This is a genomic window from Gillisia marina, assembly GCF_000258765.1.
Lineage (GTDB): Bacteria > Bacteroidota > Bacteroidia > Flavobacteriales > Flavobacteriaceae > Gillisia > Gillisia marina.
Window position 1 is genome coordinate 33,241 of record NZ_AJLT01000021.1, and the last position, 19,413, is coordinate 52,653.

General features: G+C 35.8%; 16 protein-coding genes and 1 pseudogene. 9 read left to right on the plus strand and 8 right to left on the minus strand.

What is annotated here, in order from left to right; all coding sequences use genetic code 11:
* Window positions 1-76 precede the first annotated feature (76 nt).
* Complete coding sequence (gene rimO, locus ON07_RS06670; protein ID WP_010229309.1) at window positions 77-1,432, plus strand: 30S ribosomal protein S12 methylthiotransferase RimO; 1,356 nt, start codon at window positions 77-79, stop codon at window positions 1,430-1,432.
* Here rimO and ON07_RS06675 read toward each other — a convergent pair.
* Window positions 1,429-2,100: a TIGR02117 family protein gene (locus tag ON07_RS06675; RefSeq protein WP_010229311.1), complete on the minus strand. Its 672-nt coding sequence runs from the start codon at window positions 2,098-2,100 to the stop codon at window positions 1,429-1,431. The genes rimO and ON07_RS06675 overlap by 4 nt on opposite strands.
* Window positions 2,101-2,360: 260 nt before the next feature.
* On the opposite strand from ON07_RS06675, the gene ON07_RS06680 reads away from it, so the two are divergent.
* The 6 genes from ON07_RS06680 to phoU all read left to right on the plus strand — a co-directional run bounded on the left by ON07_RS06680 (window position 2,361) and on the right by phoU (window position 7,878).
* Window positions 2,361-3,563 carry a porin gene (locus tag ON07_RS06680; protein WP_029331610.1) on the plus strand — a complete coding sequence of 401 codons (1,203 nt, stop codon included), beginning with the start codon at window positions 2,361-2,363 and terminating at the stop codon, window positions 3,561-3,563.
* Window positions 3,564-3,574: 11 nt separating this feature from the next.
* Complete coding sequence (locus ON07_RS06685) at window positions 3,575-4,516, plus strand: PstS family phosphate ABC transporter substrate-binding protein (protein ID WP_010229314.1); 942 nt, start codon at window positions 3,575-3,577, stop codon at window positions 4,514-4,516.
* Between the two features lie 124 nt (window positions 4,517-4,640).
* A complete protein-coding gene (pstC, locus tag ON07_RS06690) occupies window positions 4,641-5,519 on the plus strand; it encodes a phosphate ABC transporter permease subunit PstC (RefSeq protein ID WP_010229316.1) in 879 nt (292 codons plus the stop codon).
* Entirely contained in the window at window positions 5,512-6,366 is an 855-nt protein-coding gene (pstA, locus tag ON07_RS06695; protein WP_010229319.1) for a phosphate ABC transporter permease PstA, read from the plus strand. Before pstC ends, pstA begins: the two co-directional genes overlap by 8 nt.
* Before the next feature lie 15 nt (window positions 6,367-6,381).
* Window positions 6,382-7,182 carry a phosphate ABC transporter ATP-binding protein PstB gene (gene pstB, locus ON07_RS06700; protein ID WP_010229322.1) on the plus strand — a complete coding sequence of 267 codons (801 nt, stop codon included), beginning with the start codon at window positions 6,382-6,384 and terminating at the stop codon, window positions 7,180-7,182.
* 12 nt (window positions 7,183-7,194) lie between these two features.
* Entirely contained in the window at window positions 7,195-7,878 is a 684-nt protein-coding gene (phoU, locus tag ON07_RS06705) for a phosphate signaling complex protein PhoU (RefSeq protein ID WP_010229324.1), read from the plus strand.
* Between the two features lie 187 nt (window positions 7,879-8,065).
* Here phoU and ON07_RS06710 read toward each other — a convergent pair whose 3' ends face one another.
* The 6 genes from ON07_RS06710 to ON07_RS06730 form a co-directional block, all read right to left on the minus strand.
* The gene (locus ON07_RS06710; protein WP_010229327.1) at window positions 8,066-8,488 is read right to left on the minus strand and encodes a type II toxin-antitoxin system VapC family toxin; all 423 of its coding nucleotides are present in this window, start codon (window positions 8,486-8,488) and stop codon (window positions 8,066-8,068) included.
* The gene (locus ON07_RS06715; RefSeq protein WP_394330130.1) at window positions 8,485-8,643 is read right to left on the minus strand and encodes a DUF6364 family protein; all 159 of its coding nucleotides are present in this window, start codon (window positions 8,641-8,643) and stop codon (window positions 8,485-8,487) included. Before ON07_RS06715 ends, ON07_RS06710 begins: the two co-directional genes overlap by 4 nt.
* Window positions 8,570-8,734 carry a DUF6364 family protein gene (locus ON07_RS17915; protein ID WP_394330129.1) on the minus strand — a complete coding sequence of 55 codons (165 nt, stop codon included), beginning with the start codon at window positions 8,732-8,734 and terminating at the stop codon, window positions 8,570-8,572. The genes ON07_RS06715 and ON07_RS17915 overlap by 74 nt, the downstream gene beginning before the upstream one ends.
* 220 nt (window positions 8,735-8,954) lie before the next feature.
* The gene (locus ON07_RS06720; RefSeq protein WP_162097760.1) at window positions 8,955-9,857 is read right to left on the minus strand and encodes a hypothetical protein; all 903 of its coding nucleotides are present in this window, start codon (window positions 9,855-9,857) and stop codon (window positions 8,955-8,957) included.
* 119 nt (window positions 9,858-9,976) lie between these two features.
* Entirely contained in the window at window positions 9,977-12,793 is a 2,817-nt protein-coding gene (locus tag ON07_RS06725; protein WP_010229332.1) for a M16 family metallopeptidase, read from the minus strand.
* A gap of 166 nt (window positions 12,794-12,959) precedes the next feature.
* Window positions 12,960-15,461 carry a M14 family metallopeptidase gene (locus tag ON07_RS06730; RefSeq protein WP_010229333.1) on the minus strand — a complete coding sequence of 834 codons (2,502 nt, stop codon included), beginning with the start codon at window positions 15,459-15,461 and terminating at the stop codon, window positions 12,960-12,962.
* Window positions 15,462-15,576: 115 nt separating this feature from the next.
* Between ON07_RS06730 and bshC the strand changes: the two are divergent.
* Both bshC and ON07_RS06740 read left to right on the plus strand, forming a co-directional pair.
* Window positions 15,577-17,192, plus strand: a pseudogene (gene bshC / locus ON07_RS14770) (bacillithiol biosynthesis cysteine-adding enzyme BshC).
* 1 nt (window position 17,193) lies between these two features.
* A complete protein-coding gene (locus ON07_RS06740; protein ID WP_029331616.1) occupies window positions 17,194-18,570 on the plus strand; it encodes a pyridoxal phosphate-dependent decarboxylase family protein in 1,377 nt (458 codons plus the stop codon).
* A gap of 233 nt (window positions 18,571-18,803) precedes the next feature.
* Here the strand turns inward: ON07_RS06740 and ON07_RS06745 are convergent, their stop codons facing one another.
* Complete coding sequence (locus ON07_RS06745) at window positions 18,804-19,121, minus strand: GIY-YIG nuclease family protein (RefSeq protein ID WP_029331618.1); 318 nt, start codon at window positions 19,119-19,121, stop codon at window positions 18,804-18,806.
* Window positions 19,122-19,413: the final 292 nt, after the last annotated feature.

Below are 19,413 nucleotides of genomic sequence, written 5' to 3' on the forward strand. Positions count from 1 at the left end.
TTTAGGTTGTATCTTTGCAGCCGTTTTCGGCTATCACTATTTTGTAATATTCGGAAATCCAAAAAGGTATTAGGTTATGAGAACAAAGTCCAGAAGAAAGAACAAAATTAATGTAGTAACACTTGGTTGTAGTAAGAATGTTTACGACAGTGAGGTGTTAATGGGGCAGTTGAAGGCAAACGATAAGGATGTTGTTCACGAAGAAGAAGGGAATATTGTTGTAATTAACACGTGTGGATTTATAGATAATGCCAAGGAAGAGTCTGTTAATACTATTCTGGAATATGTTGGAAAGAAGCAAGAAGGAGAAGTAGATAAGGTGTTTGTAACAGGTTGTTTGAGTGAAAGATATAAGCCAGATCTTCAGAAAGAAATTCCGGATGTAGATCAATATTTTGGAACTACAGAATTACCTGAATTATTAGCTGCTTTAGAAGCAGATTATAAACACGAACTTTTAGGAGATCGATTAACTACAACTCCAAAAAATTACGCCTATTTAAAAATTGCTGAAGGTTGTGACCGTCCTTGTTCCTTTTGTGCAATCCCATTGATGCGTGGAAAGCATAGATCTACTCCAATAGAACAATTGGTTAAGGAAGCAAAAGGTTTGGCTGCAAATGGCGTAAAAGAATTAATATTGATTGCTCAAGATCTTACCTATTATGGTCTTGACCTTTATAAGAAAAGAAACCTTGCAGAACTGTTAGAAAATCTTGTACAGGTGGAAGGAATAGAATGGATCAGGCTGCATTATGCATTTCCAACAGGCTTCCCGATGGATGTATTGGACGTTATGAATAGAGAGCCTAAGATCTGTAATTATTTAGATATTCCGCTTCAGCATATTTCAGATTCAATTTTGAAATCTATGCGAAGAGGAACTACAGAAGTGAAAACTACAAAATTACTTCAGGAGTTTAGAAAGGCTGTTCCGGATATGACCATAAGAACCACTTTAATTGTTGGGTATCCCGGAGAAACTGAAGAAGATTATCAAACATTGAAGAATTGGGTGATTAAAATGCGTTTTGAGCGTTTAGGATGCTTCACTTATTCTCATGAGGAAAATACGCATGCTTTCAATTTGGTTGATGATGTTCCGCAGGAAGTGAAGCAACAGCGAGCTAATGAAATCATGGAAATTCAATCTCAAATCTCTTGGGAATTGAATCAGCAGAAAATTGGTCAAACTTTTAAGGTAATCATCGATAGAAAAGACGGGAATTATTTTATTGGTAGAACAGAATTTGACTCTCCAGATGTAGATAATGAGGTTTTGATTGATGCTACAGAGATCTATCTGAAAACAGGTGAATTCTATGATGTGAAAATTCACGAAGCAGCAGATTTCGATCTTTACGGTACTCCCGTAAATGCTAATGTTGCAAAGCCTGTAAGAAAAGAATTAAAAGTGAAAAATATTCTTTAACGGTAGTGAAATAAAATTCCATCTGCAAAGGGTGTCCAGAGGCAGGCTTTTAATCCTGATGTTTTCAAGGCATTATTCACCCAAGTATTGCAGGTGTTAAATAGATTTAAGGATCCTTTAGACCTATAAAAAACATCAGAATTATTATAATGCAAATTTGGGATGGGCTGCGTATTTCCCATTGTATCGTATTCAAAACTAGTCTGAATATAGTTTACTAAATCTCGATACTGCTCTCTGCTTACTTTTAGCGAAATAACATTTTCTTTCTGTGAGATGTCCTCAATAAAAGTAACATGCAAAGCCGCCGGAGATTTCAAAAATAATGCATTAATGGCTGAATAAAAGCTGAGATCTTTCCATTCCGGGGTGTTTTTGTAAAATTCCAGATCGCCCCACCCGAAACTTATATAATTAGTATTCTTTTTTGATACCGTGTGTTCAGGTTTCACTATTTCGCTCCAATCTATAATATCGGTTTTCGTGGGTAGTACAATATCGGTATGAATTCCATTTGACATTAGAAAAATTTTATATTCCTCTTCACTAATACCCTCATCTTTATTAATACGAACTAAAGAACCAATAAAGGCTGCCAAAAAATAAAGTAGCAACAGCATAAGCAAAGTAGCCGACCCTTTTCTAAAATATTTGACTAGTGACTTCATAGGTGACTATGCTAGTTTTAAAGATATCATAACATTAAAATTACCTAAGAATTTTAAATAAACTGCATATTTGACTCATCTTAAGAGATTAAGATGATTTCATAAAATCTTTAGTTTTTGTCGACATCGATTTATGAAAAAGCCGTCCAATGGGCGGCTTTTATTTTAAATCATTAATTTTGACTTAAGCATAACTTCCAAGTAACATTAACTTAACATTGGAATCGCACATTTGCACCGACAAAAACAAACAAAAGGTTATGAAATTAAAATGGACTATGTTACTTCTCTTCGGAATGGTAACATCTTATTTTACACAAGCGCAAGATATTACCAATAACAAATTTGGTAAAGGTTTAGTAAACATTGTAGCAAAAGATAGCTCATATAGCTTAAAGTTTGCAGCTCGTTTTCAGTCTTTATACACTGGTTCTTGGGATTTTCCTAACAATGATAATTTGGAAAATGGGGAAGGGAATTTTTTGATTAGAAGATCTAGATTAAAATTTGAAGGATTTGCATACTCTCCAAAATTAGAATATAAAATCGAATTAGGACTTTCTAACAGAGATATTGGTGGAGCTTCAGCATTTACAAATAATGCTCCTAGATACATCTTAGATGCGGTACTTAAATGGAATTTTTACGAAAATTTTGTTTTATGGGCAGGACAAACTAAACTTCCGGGGAACAGGGAGCGAGTAATCTCTTCTGCAAATATGCAAACTGTAGACCGTTCTCTTGTAAATAGCAAATTCAATGTAGATCGTGATATGGGAATGCAATTACATCACCATTTTAACCTAGGGAATAACGTAATCGTTAAGGAAGCATTTGCATTTTCTCAAGGGGAAGGTAGAAATGTAACATCTGGAAACCTTGGTGGTTACCAATATACCGGTAGGATAGAGGTTCTTCCATTTGGAGATTTCGATGATTACACAGGAGCAGATTTAAAAAGAGAGCAAACGCCAAAATTAGGTGTTGGTGTAAGTTACGATCATAATAGCAATGCTGTGAAAACTCGTTCTAATGGAGGAAGTTACATGACAACAGATACCGGTTTTTTTGAAACAGATATAAATACATTCTTTGTAGATGGAATTTTTAAATACCAAGGATTCTCTGCAATGGCTGAATATGCAAAAAGAACTGCCGATAATGCTGTAGCTGTAAATTCTGATGGAACTCCAACAGGTAGAGTAGTAGAAGTGGGTGATGGGTTTAATATGCAAGCGGGTTATGTGTTCAAGAACAACTATGAAGTAGTTGGTAGATACACGCAGGTTTCCTTGGATGAATCTATCACCGGTCAAGGTGTAGAGAATCAATATACCTTAGGGCTTTCAAAATATATTGTTGGTCATAAATTAAAAGTACAAACAGATGTTAGTTGGAACGATTACGAGAACAACTTAGACAATAGCTTGGCATATAGATTACAAATAGACATTCATTTTTAAATAACTAAACCATGAAAAAAGTATTATTAATTGCAATTTTATCTTTCGCAGTTATTTCTTGCGGAAATAATAAAGGTCAGGATAAAGATAACGAAGGATCTGGAACAATATCCATAGACGGTTCTAGTACCGTGTATCCTATTACAGAAGCTGTTGCTGAAGAATTTAGAGCAGAGCAACCTAGAGTAGATGTTACTATTGGTGTTTCCGGAACTGGTGGAGGTTTCAAAAAATTTGGAAGAGGAGAAATTAATATTTCTGATGCCTCTAGACCAATCAAAGAAGCTGAAGCTGCAATTGCAAGAGAGAACAACATTACTTATGTAGAATTGGAAGTCGCTTATGATGGACTTGCAGTGGTAATTAATCCGGAAAACGACTGGGCGACTTCTTTTACAGTAGAAGAATTGAAAAAGATTTGGGAGCCGGCGGCACAAGGGAAAATTATGAAATGGAATCAGATAAACCCGGCTTGGCCAGATGAAGAAATTCATTTATTCGGACCTGGGGTTGCTTCTGGAACTTTCGATTATTTCACCGAAGCTATCGTTGGAGAAAGCGGATCTAGTAGAGGTGACTTTACCGCCAGTGAAGATGATAACGTGTTAGTTCAAGGGGTTTCCGGAGATAAATACGGATTAGGGTTTTTTGGAATAGCGTACTATGAAGCTAATGCCGACAAATTAGCCTTAGCATCTGTAGATGGAGGAAATGGTCCTGTAAGACCTTCAACTGAAACTGTGAAAAATGGAACATATGCTCCATTGTCTAGACCGTTGTATATTTATGTAAATAGTTCATCTTTAAAAGATAAACAAGTTATAGATTTCGTGAGATTTTACTTAGATGAAGCTGGTGCACTAGCTAAAGATGTTGGATATATTGCAATGACAGAAGAAGAGTATGCAGCTCAAAAAGAAAAATTCAATAAGTTTGTGAAAGAAAATCAATAGTTAGATATTGAATGAATTCTGAATTTGAAAAAGTATCATTATAATAAGGACTGAAATCACCTGCCCATTGTATGGGTGGGTTTTCGGTTTATTTTAGCCTTTTACCCTAATTTTAATTTTATAAATGCGAAAAATTAAGGAATTAGTAATTGAAAGGGGACTTTTATTGAGTGCCCTCATTACTATTGCCGTAACCGTTGGAATTGTTTTGGTACTCTCTATAGAGGCCGTAAATTTTTTCAGTGAGGTTTCGATAATAGACTTTCTTACAGATCCGGAATGGACTCCGTTATTTACCGATAAACATTTTGGAATTCTACCATTGCTTTCCGGAACCCTATTAACTTCGTTTATTGCAATTGCATTTGCAGTACCGGTAGGTTTATCCATAAGTATCTATCTTAGTGAATATGCGCCAAAAAGTTTTAGAAGGACCATTAAGCCCCTTTTAGAATTGCTGGCTGCAGTTCCTACTGTAGTTTACGGATTCTTTGCTTTAATGGTGGTAACTCCATTTTTGCAATCCTTCATTCCTGGAATGTCCAGTTTTAACTCGTTATCTGCGGGATTGGTTATGGGAATCATGATTATTCCTTATATCTCCTCCTTGAGTGAAGATGCGCTTCATGCGGTACCAAACTCATTAAGAGAAGCCGCTTATGGGATGGGTTCTACAAGATTACAAAATTCATTTAAGGTAATGGTACCGGCTGCATCATCCGGGATTATAGTTTCTATAATTTTAGCAATTTCAAGAGCCATAGGAGAAACCATGATTGTTGCTATTGCGGCAGGACAGCAGCCAAGATTAACTTTTGATCCTACGGTTCCTGTAGAAACAATTACAGCATATATCGTTCAGGTGAGTTTGGGAGATGTGCAACATGATTCTTTGGAGTACAAAACTATTTTTGCTGCCGGGATCACGTTGTTTATATTCACTTTTCTACTGAATACAATTAGTTATAGAATTAGAAAAAAATTCCAGGAGAAATATGAATAATATTAGAAAGAACAGGCTGAAAGATCAGGCTTTCAAAATATGGGGAATTTTCTGTACGTTGTTAGGTCTTGTACTGCTTGCAGTCTTTATAGGAAATATTCTCGTAGATGGAATTATGAGAATAGATTGGGAATTTGTGATGAATCTTCCATCGAGAAAACCTGAAAAAGCAGGAATATATACTGCCCTAATGGGAAGTATTTGGGTTTTATTACTTACTACGATAATTGCATTGCCCGTTGGTATTGCAGCGGCTATTTATTTAGAAGAATATTCTAAAAAGAATAAATTGGCTACTATCTTAGAAGTGAATATTTCGAACCTTGCCGGAGTACCATCTATTATTTATGGATTATTAGGATTGGAAGTTTTTGTAAGGATTATGGAGATGGGTGCTAGTGTACTAGCAGGGAGTTTTACTTTAGCATTGTTAATATTACCTATAGTTATAGTCTCCACACGTGAAGCATTAAAAGCAGTGCCTAAATCTATTAGAGATGCATCTTTTGCAATGGGAGCATCTAAATGGCAAACGGTTTATCATCAATTATTACCTGCTTCCTTTGGAGGGATCTTAACAGGGATTATTCTAGCATTGTCCAGAGCGGTAGGAGAGACAGCACCCTTAATTGTAATTGGAGCTTTGGCATATGTACCATTTGCACCATCCTCTGTAATGGATGAGTTTTCGGTATTACCAATTCAAATATTTAACTGGATTACACGACCGCAACACGGATTTGTGGAAAATGCGGCCGCAGCTATAATTATTTTATTGTTGATTACTTTTGTAATGAACGGGATTGCAGTTTATTTCAGAAATAAATGGCAGAAAAAATTTAAATAACAGAAGTGTTATACTATGAGTAAAGATAAAAAGGAAAGCGTGATAGAAAGTAGCATTAAACGCAAGTATAAGTTACAGGCGAAAGATGTAAAAGTGTGGTACGGTGATTTCATGGCGATTAAAGGGATTAGCATGGATATTAAACCTAATAAGGTTACTGCGTTTATTGGTCCTTCTGGTTGTGGGAAATCTACGTTTTTAAGATTGTTCAATAGAATGAACGATTATGTAGATGGATTTAAGATGGGTGGAGAAATCAATATTGATGGGAGCAACATAAACGCGAAAGATATAAATGTTGAATTGCTTAGAAAGCAAGTGGGGATGGTGTTTCAAAAACCTAACCCGTTTCCAAAATCTATATTTGAAAATGTAGCTTACGGATTGAAAATTCAAGGCTTAAAGGATAAGGCATTTTTGGAAGAACGAGTGGAGAGTTCTTTAAAACAAGTGGCACTTTGGGATGAGGTTAAGAACGATCTTAACAAATCGGCTTTGGCGCTTTCCGGGGGACAGCAACAACGTTTATGCATCGCCAGAACATTGGCAGTAGAACCATCTATTATTTTAATGGATGAGCCTACTTCGGCTTTGGATCCTATCTCTACCGCTAAAATTGAAGAACTTATTTATAAGTTAAAAGATAAGTATACCATCGTAATTGTTACGCATAATATGCAACAAGCAAGTAGGATTAGTGATAATACGGCATTTTTCTATTTAGGAGAACTAATAGAATATGATAAAACCAACAAGATTTTTACCAACCCTGAAAAAGAACAAACCGAAAATTACATTACAGGTCGTTTCGGATAAAACTTAAACATTATGTTGAATTTAGAAGATCACAGAGAAATTTTGAATCAGTCAGGTTTGGAAATGTTCCAACTTGTGAGAAAACAATTCATAAAATCTAAAGACGCATTTCTCAATCACGATAGCGATCTGGCAGAAGAAGTTTTGCATACAGAAAATCGTGTAAATGGAATGGATTTGAAGTTAGATAGGGAATGTGAGCGTTTTATAGCTTTGCATAATCCTGTAGCGGGAGATCTTAGGTTTGTGCTGGCTTTGCGTAAAATCAATTTTGATTTGGAGCGTATTGGTGACCATGCTTATGGAATTTCTAGTTATATAGTAGAAGTAGATACTCCGGTTAACAAGGAAGTATTGGAAAAGTTGGATTTCGAGGAAATGTACAAAGCAGCCTTATCTATGCTAGATGATATTCGGGATGCTTATAAATCTGGAAACACCAAAAAGGCCAGAAAAGTATTTAAGAAAGATAAAATCTTGAATAAAATAAACTTGAATTCTTTTGGTGTTATATCTGAAGAAGTTCAAAAAGATCCAAAATTGATAGATCAATATTTATTGCTTTTTTCAGTAATAAAGAAGATTGAAAGAGTTGGAGATCTTATTACGAATATAGGTGAAGAGATTATATTTTATCTTGAAGCAGAAGTATTGAAGCACAGAAAAAAGAAAGGTCCATCTAAGCCTAGTAAATAAAGGTTTAGATAATTTTTTCGGACAAGCGGAAGATTGATCATCTCATCATGCTGAACGGTCTTGTTTAATGCAAGTGGCGTAGAGTAGGGACGCGTCCTTGTCGGCTTAGTTGTTTTTTACTTGGTGTCTAAAATAACACTTTTCACCACCATACCCGCTATTTGCTGGTAACCGATGTTTGGCGGAGTTATTTTGTTTTGGTACTCTGCAAATATTCCTCGGCAGTCATTACTGGCAATAAAGACTTTTTAAAATCTTTTCCATTTCTGGTTATTATAATCTCGCATTCAGAATCTACCGCGCTAAAATATTGAAGTCCATCTTCGAAATCTGAAAAGGAAGAATTTAATCCCTTTTCAATTATATGTTCATCCAATTTACAAATCTCACATATGATTTTAAATTTTCTGAGTTTTTCCTGTGCAATTTGGGCTGATTCAAATTTTGAAAGGAAATAGTTTAGAGTTGCAAATGATATAGGTGACACCACGATCGTTATAATTTCTTTATCAGCTAATGTTGCTAATTTTGCAATTGAGTCATAAAATGGATCTCTTTCACCGAGTAAATCAAGAATCACGTTCGTATCTAGAAATAATCTTTTTCTCATTTATATTTTTCTAATAATTGATCAGAATATTCTTTTTTATAATCCAAATCAGTTGGGATTTTTATTCCGGTTGCCAAGCTTCTAACAAATGGAGAAATCGAAAAATCTGAATCTTTCTTGTCCATTGTTAAAGATTGAAGATAAGATTCTACAATTCGGGACAAACTCATTTTTTTTGTCTGATGCATATACTTTCGCTCTTTCAATTATTTCTTGATTAAGCTTTAAAGTCAGTTTTGTATCCATGATAAAATATTTATACGTATAAAATTAATTAAAATATCCGTATAACATAAGTTTTTGCAGAATTTTTCTGAATAGTTACGCCCAATTTGTTTCAGCATCTCAATAAATCGGGAGTAGTCCCTGAAACAATTCCGATACTTATCGGAAAAGGGTGACGAAAAACTTTAATGTAGCAATTAAATATAATATCTAGAAAAAGAAAATTACGGCTAGATAGAAATTACAAATATTGAGAATGCAGCTTTAAATAATAGTTTAGGGCTGCTTTTTTATTTTTACTAAGTTCCATATCGCATATTAATTGCTTTCTGGGATATTTTGAGGGTTGAAAAATTGAAGTTTCTGAGGCTTGTAATTTTTCAAATTGATCTAGACATACATACACTCGAGAAAGCCCAAAAAGAACAATTCTTGTAAAGGTTTTTTGTTGTTTTCTTGGATACTTACATTCTCGTAATAATTCTATTGTTTTATCTAATTCTGAAGTAAAAGAATTTCGCAGTAGATGTATTGAAGAAGTTTTGGTCGCAAGGGTTTCTATTCCCTGCTGCACATCTTCCCAAACATCAAAAATATCGTTTCCCAATTGCATTAATCCACCTAGATGATAGATCATTTTTCTTTCAGTATCTTCTAAAGTGTTATTTAAACACAGTCTGTAAAATAAAAAAGAATGTCCTCCTTTTAAAAAAGTGAGTTTTCTAATTTCTTTTTCAGATAACGTGGTGTTATGCTGAAGTTTGCTGTCTGCTTCTGTCCTAAAAACTTCTTTCGCTTGTTGTTTTAAAGCTTGTGGGTTTTCTGAATAACTCAAACCTTTGCTATAGCAATGTTTCAACAGGCCTTCGTAACTGTTACTAGGAATTAGATTTTCTGGAGTACTTATAAAACTTTCTAGATGCTGTACCTCTTTGTGAGGTTCGTCAAAAAGATCGTCTAAAAGTCCGGAGATTCCGCCTAAATAAGTGATGCAGGATCTTTCTTTTATATTCAAAAGAGCTCCTCTTAAAGTACTAAATCCATAGCCAAGGATTACGGGAACACCAAACCCGTAGTAATTTGTAATCTTTTTAAAATCGGCCTCTTTCAAGGAACCGTCATTATTATCTTTAAAAGTCTTCAAATCTGGTAGCAAATGTGCCTTAATAAACCGCTTCTGCTTTCGTACACTTTTAAACAAAAAAAAATGCAACTGAAGGAAGTTTTAAAATCCCGACAGTTGCATTCAAAAAAGAATTTCGATTATTTTTCATTTAAAAGAATTGGTTTCCCAAATTCAAGTTGCTCTAATTTTTCTAATTGTGTAGCGGCATCTCCAACTATGAGATAGTACATTTTAAAAGGATTCACATATTCTGCAGCCAATGCTTTCAATTCTATTAAACTCAAATCATTTACAATAACTTCCTGTTGTTTAATAAAATCGTCTTCGTAATCGAAGTTTGCGATATCACTTAGCATGTTTAGTTTTGCTCCCAAAGTTTCGAATTTTCTCGCATTACTTTTAATCATGAAGCTCTTAGTGACCTCAAGATCTTCAGGTTCTAAACTTTCAGAATAGTTGATTAAAATATCCTTGATCAAGGCTACAGCTTCATAAGTGATGTTGGATCGTACTCCGCTTGAGATCTCGAAAGATCCTACAGTATTACTGCCATCAAAACGGGATCTAATTCCGTAGGTATAACCTTTTCCTTCTCTTAGCTGCTGTGTAAGTTGCGATGCAAAACTTCCGCCACCGAGGCGATAATTCGTTACTTCTGCTTTATAAAAATCCTCGTCTGTTGCTTTTAAAGCTGGGGCACCAATTTTAACAACAGATTGCTTTGCGCCAGGTACATCGTAAAAATATACCGTAGATTTTTCTGGTTCAGTAGGCGTAGGGAAACTCGGTATCTTTACAGACACAGGTTTCCAATTTGCGGAGATCGCTTTTAAGGATTCTTTTGCCATTTCTTGATCCAGATCTCCCACGGCCATAAATTTCGCTCTCATAGGAGAAAGCTTGTTTTTATAATAGTCTTTAAGATCTTGTAATGAAATTGCTTCTACGGTTTCCGGTGTTCCTAGAATGTTCTTGGATAGAATATGATTTTCACCATAAATCAGTTTGTTGAATTCTAAAGCCGCTATACTGTTTGGATTTGCCTGCTGTTGTTGCAACTGACTAAGAACTTGCTGTTTTGCCAATTTAAATTCAGCTTCATCCCATCTAGGTTCTAGTAGAATTTCCTCTACCAATTTCATGGTTTTAGCAAAATTACGAGTCAAACTACTCCCGGAAAGAACTATTTTTTCATCTTCAGCATTTACGTAGATCGTAGAACCTAAAAGTTCTATAGCTTCTTCTAGCTCTTGCGGAGTTTTCTTTGCAGTACCTTTTGTAAGTAAGGTTGCTAATAAATTTGAAATGCCTGTTTTATTTATGTTTTCTAAAAGTAAGCCGCCTTCCATTTCCAGACTAAACTGAATAATTGGCACTTCTCTTGATGTAATTCCGGAAACACTTAAACCGGAAGGCAAATTGAATTTCCATATTTCAGGAACTACGATCTCCGGATTTCCCCAATAAGGTGGTTCGCTGCTTCTATCAAAACTACTAGGAGTTTTTTCGTAGGAAACGCTTGTTGTGAAATCAAATTCTTCTTCGGCGCCTTCCACGATTTTTTCTTCAGTAACTCTTGCTAATATTGAATTTTCTAAAGCGAGTTCTTTTTGCCCTTTCGGAACAAAACTAGTTGCAACATATGGCTTTCCTTTAATGTATTTAGTATATACTCGCATCACATCTTTCGCAGAAACATTCAAAATTTTCTCTACATTTTTATTGATCTCATTTGGGTCGTTTGCGAAGATCTGATATTGTGCCAGTTGAAATCCTTTACCTAAAACGCTGGAAATACTATTATAAAAATCTGTTTCCTGCCCGGCTTTAATTCTTTTTAAATCTTTTTCTGAAATTCCATTCTTTTCGAACTCTTTAAAAGTTTCATTAATAGCTTTGTGAACTTCATCTAGATCTTTCCCATCATAGGCTCGTACCTGAAGCATTAATTGTCCGGCCAATTCTGAAGTATAATCGAACATTCTAACTCTATCTGTAAACTCTTTTTCTACAACCAACTTCTTATAAAGCGGCGCATTTTTGCCATCTGCCAAATATTTAGCCAGGATTTCCAAGGCATAAGAATCTTCGTGATACGAATATTGTGATGGCCAGGTTAGGGTTAACTCGGGAAGGTTCGCAAAATTATCCTCATAATAAAGGTTTTTGGTTTCTTTTAGATTAGCCGGTCTTTTTGCTTGTCTGGCGATATCTGTTCCTGCAGGAATCTCATCGAAATATTTATGAACCCATTCTTTAGCTTGTTCCTTATCAAAATTTCCTGCGATAGTCAAGGTTACATTATTTGGAACATACCATTTGTTGTAAAAATCTTTTACATCTTGTAACGTGGCATTTTGAAGGTCTTCCAAAGAACCAATCACCTGCCAATGGTAAGGATGATCGCTCGGATATAAATTCTGATCTATTACTGCAAACGTATGCCCGTAAGGTCTGTTATCAACTCCTTGTCTTTTTTCATTCTTTACAACTTGCTTCTCCTTAGCTAACACGGGCTCTGTCACCGTATTGATGAAATATCCTAATTTATCGGCTTCTGCCCAAATCATTTTTTCTAAAGCGTCACTAGGAACGGTCTGGAAATAGTTGGTTCTATCTCTACTCGTAGAACCATTAGCGCCGGAACCACCAATGCGGGCACTCATTTTATCTAAGCCGCCTTTTCCAAGATTTTCAGACTCCAAAAACAATAAATGCTCAAAAAGATGCGCAAAACCTGTCCTGCCTTCAATTTCTCGTGCAGAACCAACATGGCTGGTAAGTGCTACCGCAACAACAGGATCCGACTTGTCCTCATGTAGGATCACTCTTAATCCATTTTTCAAGGTAAAAGTCTCAAAATCTACATTGATTTTGCTGCCTTTTTCTTGAGCTATTATTGAAATTGGAATCGCTAAGAAAAGGAGTAATAATGCTGAAAAAGTATTTCTCATGTGTTTTATTTCTAAGTGTTTTTTAAATTTTTAATAACCCGTTTTTCTTTGAACGGGAGATCTAACCATCTCGTAACCCTGTTCCGATCCATCAGGAGGTTTAGGTTCTCTACTTTTATAGGGATGCTGAACTGAGTTCAGCATGACGAAAAAAAAATATGTCGAGTTAAATCTTCAATCTATATGTATCGTTGTTCACAAAGAACAATGAATTCACAAAAAACAATTTTCCGTTTTCCCAGAAAGCTCTAAATAATGGATTATCCACCATATAAATAATACTTCCTTGTCCAATGCGTTCTTCCCCGAAAATCATTGAATTTTTCATATTTTTTGCTGCCTCGCTTCCCGCGAATCCAGATACTACTTCCGGAGAATCCTTTAAATAGGCCACATTATAGCCTTTAGATAAATAACTGTAACTATCGCTACTTAATTTTAAACTGAAATAGGTGTCCCCATATCCAAATGCCATTGGATGTGTTTTATCTAGGCTAGTTTTTACAATGCTCCCGGTAATTAATTCTTTTATATTTTCTCGTTCTCGGCTGCTGTAAGGAATAAGGTTTACTGTCGCTGTTGTGTCTTTTTCAGTTTCAGGTTTATTCTCTTTTAAATTGAACCCGGCTTCTCCTGCAAAATTACCTACTGCATTTCCTATAGCGATTACTTTTCCACCTCCCTGAATCCAAGATTTAAGTTTTTCTAAGGCTTTTTTGTCTAATAAACTGCTATATCTTCCAGATGGAATTACTAATATATCAATTAACGAGAAGTCTATATTCTTAAAATAATCGGTATCAATTGGCGTGATTGGATAGTGCAAATCTTTTTCAAAAAAGTGCCAAATCTCCCCAAAATTTAAAGAGGACACACCGTCTCCTCGCAGTACCCCAACTCTTGGTTGATTAATAATTTTTATTTCTGAAGAACCGAAATCGGGTCCGCTTTTGGAAAAACCTGAATTTGCTGCGGTAAGTTGGCGGCCATGGTTGTTGGCGATTTCAATTAGTTTAGTGTTGAAATCTTTAAAAGTTCTATTATCACTTTTAGTAATAACTAGGCTACCGGGATTAAATTTCTGATCTCCATTTTCAAATTCCAAAGTACTAAAGCGAACTTTAATGCCTTCTTTTAATAAAGCCGATAGAAAACGGGCGTCTTCCATACTATCCCATTTAGAGATATATCCACTTGCATTAGTTGATGTATTTACAACAGAATTGGCTGAAGCAATTTGAGAACTATTTAATAGTTTGTTACTGGCTACGGCTTCTAATCCATAAGCATAAGGCAAACTCCAAGCAGTAATATCGTAAGTCAAAGAATCGCTTAATTTTGCATTTGGCTCGAATAAAACCTTTACCATTTTTCCCTTAGGCTGATTGGTATTAATGAGCAAGGTGTTTTCATTAGCAGTAAAATCTGCCTGTTTATTTGCGGTATAATTGAAACCTTTTATTTTTCCGGAATTGGTAGAACCATATTTTATTTCATGCAGATCCATTAGATTTTTTAGAGCTGCAATTTTATCTGGACTCCCATTTAAAGCATAACTTTTATAGGATAACTGATCGTTATTATAGAATTTATTGAATTCCGCATTCAATTTTTCAACATTTTGTGATGCAATTTCAACCGTAGATAATCCTGTGGTGAGATGATGCGCTACGCGATCTACAAGAGTTAATTCATAACCTTCGGTGGTTTGAATTCCAAGACCAGCTTGGCCATTTCCCGCTTGTTCGTAGGTCATTCCAATAGCGCCCATATAGGTTGGGTACGTATCGCCATAGCTAGGGTATAATAAATCGAAACGTTCTTTTGTAAAATATAACCAGCCATTTTCATCGAAATATTTAGCATGATTTTTACCTATTTCGCTTTGAAAATCTCGCTGAAATGGAGTGATGATCTCATGAAAAGGTTCTGCCGCAGGTGCGAAATAATAAGGATCGTTGATGCCTTGCTCATGAAAATCTACATGAATATGTGGCAACCACGTATTGTATATTTTAAGTCGGTTTTTGGTTTCCACCTGTGTAGCCCAAGCCCAATCTCTGTTTAGATCGAAAAGATAGTGATTTGGTCTTCCTCCCGGCCAAGGTTCATGATGTTCTGCCGCTAAAGGCGACGCATTGTAAGGAGTAGCTTTCACTTGATTGTACCAGTTGGCATATCGATCTCTTCCATCGGGATTAATGCAGGGATCCAAAATAACCACAGTATTCTTCAGCCATTCCTTATTGTTGGTAACCAAATCATACACTGTTTGCATCGCAGCTTCGGTACTGGAGGCTTCATTACCGTGCACGTTATAACTTAACCATACAATTGCTTTATCAGCTTTTTTAGATGAGTTAGAGGAAAGAACGCCCGTATTGCTTAAATGATTCGCTCGAATCTCTTCAATATTTTTCAAGTTTTCTTCTGAAGAAATTACTGCATACGTAAGCGGTCTATTTTCATTCGTTTTTCCGTAGGTAGTATATTCAACTGAAGTAGAATTTTCAGCAACGTGCTTGAAATAATTTACCACATCTGCATGCCGCGTAAATTGAGTACCGATTTCATAGCCTAAAAATTGCTCTGGAGATTGAAGGTTTTGTGAGAAGATTGAAGCTGTTATTAAACAATTGAATAGGAGGAATAAGATTGTTTTTTTCATTTATATGGGATATTGTTGAAATTTGCGTAGTAAAGATAGCATACAGCGCGGAATTAACTAAAAATTAGGGCATAAAATGCTTATCTTCGATATCTTTGATATTTAAAATTTATTTATGCCTTCAGACTGTCTTTCCTACCGGGAAACCAATTATTACTCCAAGCTTATTTCAGATTATCTGGACCAAAAAGAGGAACTTAAACCATTCTATCATAGATTCCCAAGCATAGAAAATTTTGAGGCCCAATTGCAGGATAAAAAAAGCTTTTTTCTGAAGAGAGACGCAAGGTATTGGTGAAGGTTTTAGAGCAACAATATGCAAAACTTGAACATGGAGAAGAGGTTTCGGCTAATATTGAGGCTTTATTAGATGAAAATACATTTACGGTTACTACAGGGCATCAATTAAATCTTTTTACCGGTCCGCTTTACTTTTTATATAAAATTGTTTCTACCATTAATTTGGCTTCGGCATTAAAAAAGCAATATCCTAAAAATAGTTTTGTGCCAATTTATTGGATGGCTACAGAAGACCATGATTTTGAAGAGATCAATTTTTTCAATCTAAACGGTAAGAAATTCAAATGGAATAGCCTTGAAAAAGTAGCGGGAGCTACTGCGGTTGGAGAATTACATACCGAAGGTCTGGATGAAGTTTTTAATCTTTTTTCAGCAGAACTAGGAGGAGGGAAGAATGCTGAAGATCTTAAAGGTCTCTTTAAATCGGCATATTTGGAGCATTCCAATTTAACCGACGCTACCCGGTATCTGGCTCATCAACTTTTTAATGAATATGGACTTGTAATCCTCGATGCTCATAATAAGGAGCTAAAGACAGAATTTATTCCCTATCTCAAAAAAGAGCTATTTGAAAAAGTGTCTTATGCTTCAACTACCCTAACAGCTCAAAAACTGGAGGATTTAGGTTATGGGGTGCAAGTAAACCCTAGGGAGATCAATTTATTTTATTTACACAATGGCCTGCGAGAAAGAATTATTGAAAGGGAAGGTGATTTTTATGTAAATGAAACCGAAATTAAATGGAGTAAAGCTGAAATGCGGAAAGAAGTTCAGGAGTTTCCTAAACGGTTTAGTCCTAATGTGATGCTAAGGCCATTATATCAAGAAGTAATCTTGCCAAATCTCTGCTATATAGGTGGAGGAGGAGAACTCGCTTATTGGTTTGAGCTGAAGGATATGTTTGATAAATTAGAGGTTCCATTTCCAATACTTTTACTTCGGAATTCTGCCTTGATAGAAACAAGCAAGCAAAACGAAAAGCGTAGAAAATTAGACATTTCTCAGTCTGAATTATTTTTGAAGCAACACGAACTCATTAATAGAAAAGTGAGAAAAATATCCAATATCGATATTGATTTTTCAACTCAAAAAGAACATTTGGTTAAGCAATTTCAAGAAATGTACGATTTAGCCGAGCAAACCGATGCTACTTTTCTAGGAGCAGTAAAAGCTCAGGAAGTAAAACAACTGAAAGGTCTAGATCATTTGGAGAACAGATTGTTAAAGGCTCAAAAACGAAAATTGAAAGATGAGGTTTCCAGAATTGCAAGGCTTCAAAATGAATTATTTCCGAATAAGAGTTTACAAGAACGCCAAACCAATTTTTCTGAAATGTATTTAGAATTTGGACAATCCCTGATTCCGCAGTTAATCGAAAATTTAGATCCCTTAGAATTAAAATTTAAAATCCTTACTCTTGGAGAAAAATAAAATGCACACCATAGATATGGAACTGGTGGAAATGACGCTAGATGTCATGAAATATACTATAGACCGTATTTCTAATATCACTCCAGAACTTGGAGCGCCTAAAAAAGAAGAAGAATTATTCGAAATGGTTGGAGAAACCATTACTCCTAAAGGGATTGGGGGAGAGAATGCCTTTAAACTTTTTAAAGATGTGCTGGTCAAAGCAACCGTTCCCATAGATCACCCGAGGCATTTGGCTTTTGTACCCGCAGCGCCTACCAGAGCAGCAATTATGTTCGATTTGGTGACATCGGCTTCTAGTATTCATGGCGCTTATTGGATGGAAGGAGCAGGAGGGATTTTTTGTGAAAATGAGGCGATGAAATGGTTAGTGTCCTTAACAGGATTGCCTAAAGATGCATTTGGTGTTTTTACCAGTGGAGGTACAGCAGCGAATTTATCGGCACTTGTTGCAGCACGTGAGGAATGGCGAAATAGAGATGAAAATAATAAGACTGTAAAAGGGCTTTTATTGACTTCAAATGGAGCGCATAGTTCTATTCAGGCAATGGCAAAAGTGATGGATGCAGACCTAGAAATGATCGTCTGTGAAGGAGAGAACCTTACCGGTATTGAATTACATTCTGCTATTGAGAATTTGAATCAAGAAGATCGTAAAAGATTATTTGCAGTAGTTGCAACTGGTGGAACAACCAATGCGGGAATTATAGATGAATTGGATACCATTGCTGAGGTTTGTGAAAAACAGCAAGTTTGGTTTCATGTAGATTGCGCTTATGGAGGTGGAGCTTTGGCTGCGCCGTCGGTACGACATTTGTTCAACGGAATTGAAAAAGCAGATAGTATTACGATAGACCCTCATAAATGGCTTTTTTCACCCTACGATTGTGGAGCAGTGATTTATAAAGATTTGGAATTGGCTAAAAATGCGCATTCTCAAAAAGGTTCTTATCTGGAGATTTTTAAAGATGAAGGAGCACACGGATTTAATCCAGCAGATTACCAGATTCAGTTAACCAGAAGGTTACGAGGAATGCCTTTGTGGTTTTCTTTAGCGATGCACGGCACCGAGAAATACAGAGATTCTATAGAACGCGGAATTGAACTTGCCAAAATTGCTGCAGAAAAGATTGAAAAAAGAGATTATTTAGAATTGGTAAGACCTGCAAGTCTTTCGGTGGTCTTGTATAGAAGAAGAGGTTGGACTCCAGATCAATATAGAGATTGGACGTACAGAAACCATAGGGAAGGTATTGCTTTGGTAACACCTACAAAATGGAAAACAAACGGGGAGGAAGAAACCATTTCAAGATTTTGTTTTATTAATCCGGATACTACAGAAGCAGACATCGATTTGATTTTAGATACGATGGAGTAAGAATCTAAATTCTTACTTCGAAGCACTCTTCGACAAGCTCAGAGTGACACAGTGAACTAAGAGTAACGTTAAAAAACCAACTGTCAGACTGAGCCTGTCGAAGTCTCTTTTGTATTCCAAAGCACTCTTTGACAAGCTCAGAGTGACACAGTGAATTAAGAGTAGCATTAAAAAAAAACCAATTGTCAGGCTGAGCCTGTCGAAGTCTCTGAAGAGCCCATCAAAGAGTAATTTTAAATCGAATTTGTATCAGGTTTTCCGAAATCTGTGTGATTCTTGGAATATAGAATTAATCGCCCCCAATCCTCTTCTATCAGTGCGATCTTTTTAGCTCTGCTCCAACCTTTAAGTTGCTTTTCAAATTTAATTGCTTCTGCTGGGTTTGTGAAATTCTGAAACCATTTTAAAATTAAAGGTCTTCTTTTATTGGTGTACGAAGACGTATTATTTCCATTCTTATGTTGTTCTAATCTTAAATCCAAGTTGGAAGTTATTCCAACATAAAAGGTGTTGTCACTACATTCTAGAATATAGACTGTATAGAATTTCATACTTAAAATTAATAATAAATAAGCACCCTTCGACAGGCTCAGGATGACATTGAGAAAATAACGTTGAAAACGTTGTGTCAGGCTGAGCTTGTCGAAGCCCGATTGTAGTTCTCGAGTACCTTTCGACAGGCTCAGGGTGACAAAAGACAAAAATGTAAGCCCTTCGGCAAGCTCAGGAGGGCCTATCGAAGCCGCAGGGTGACAGTGTAGGTTTGTCCTTATTTGCATAAAATGACCTCTCGAATCCGCTCGAGGTGACAAATAAGTCTTGAAAATAAAAAAAAATCCTGAA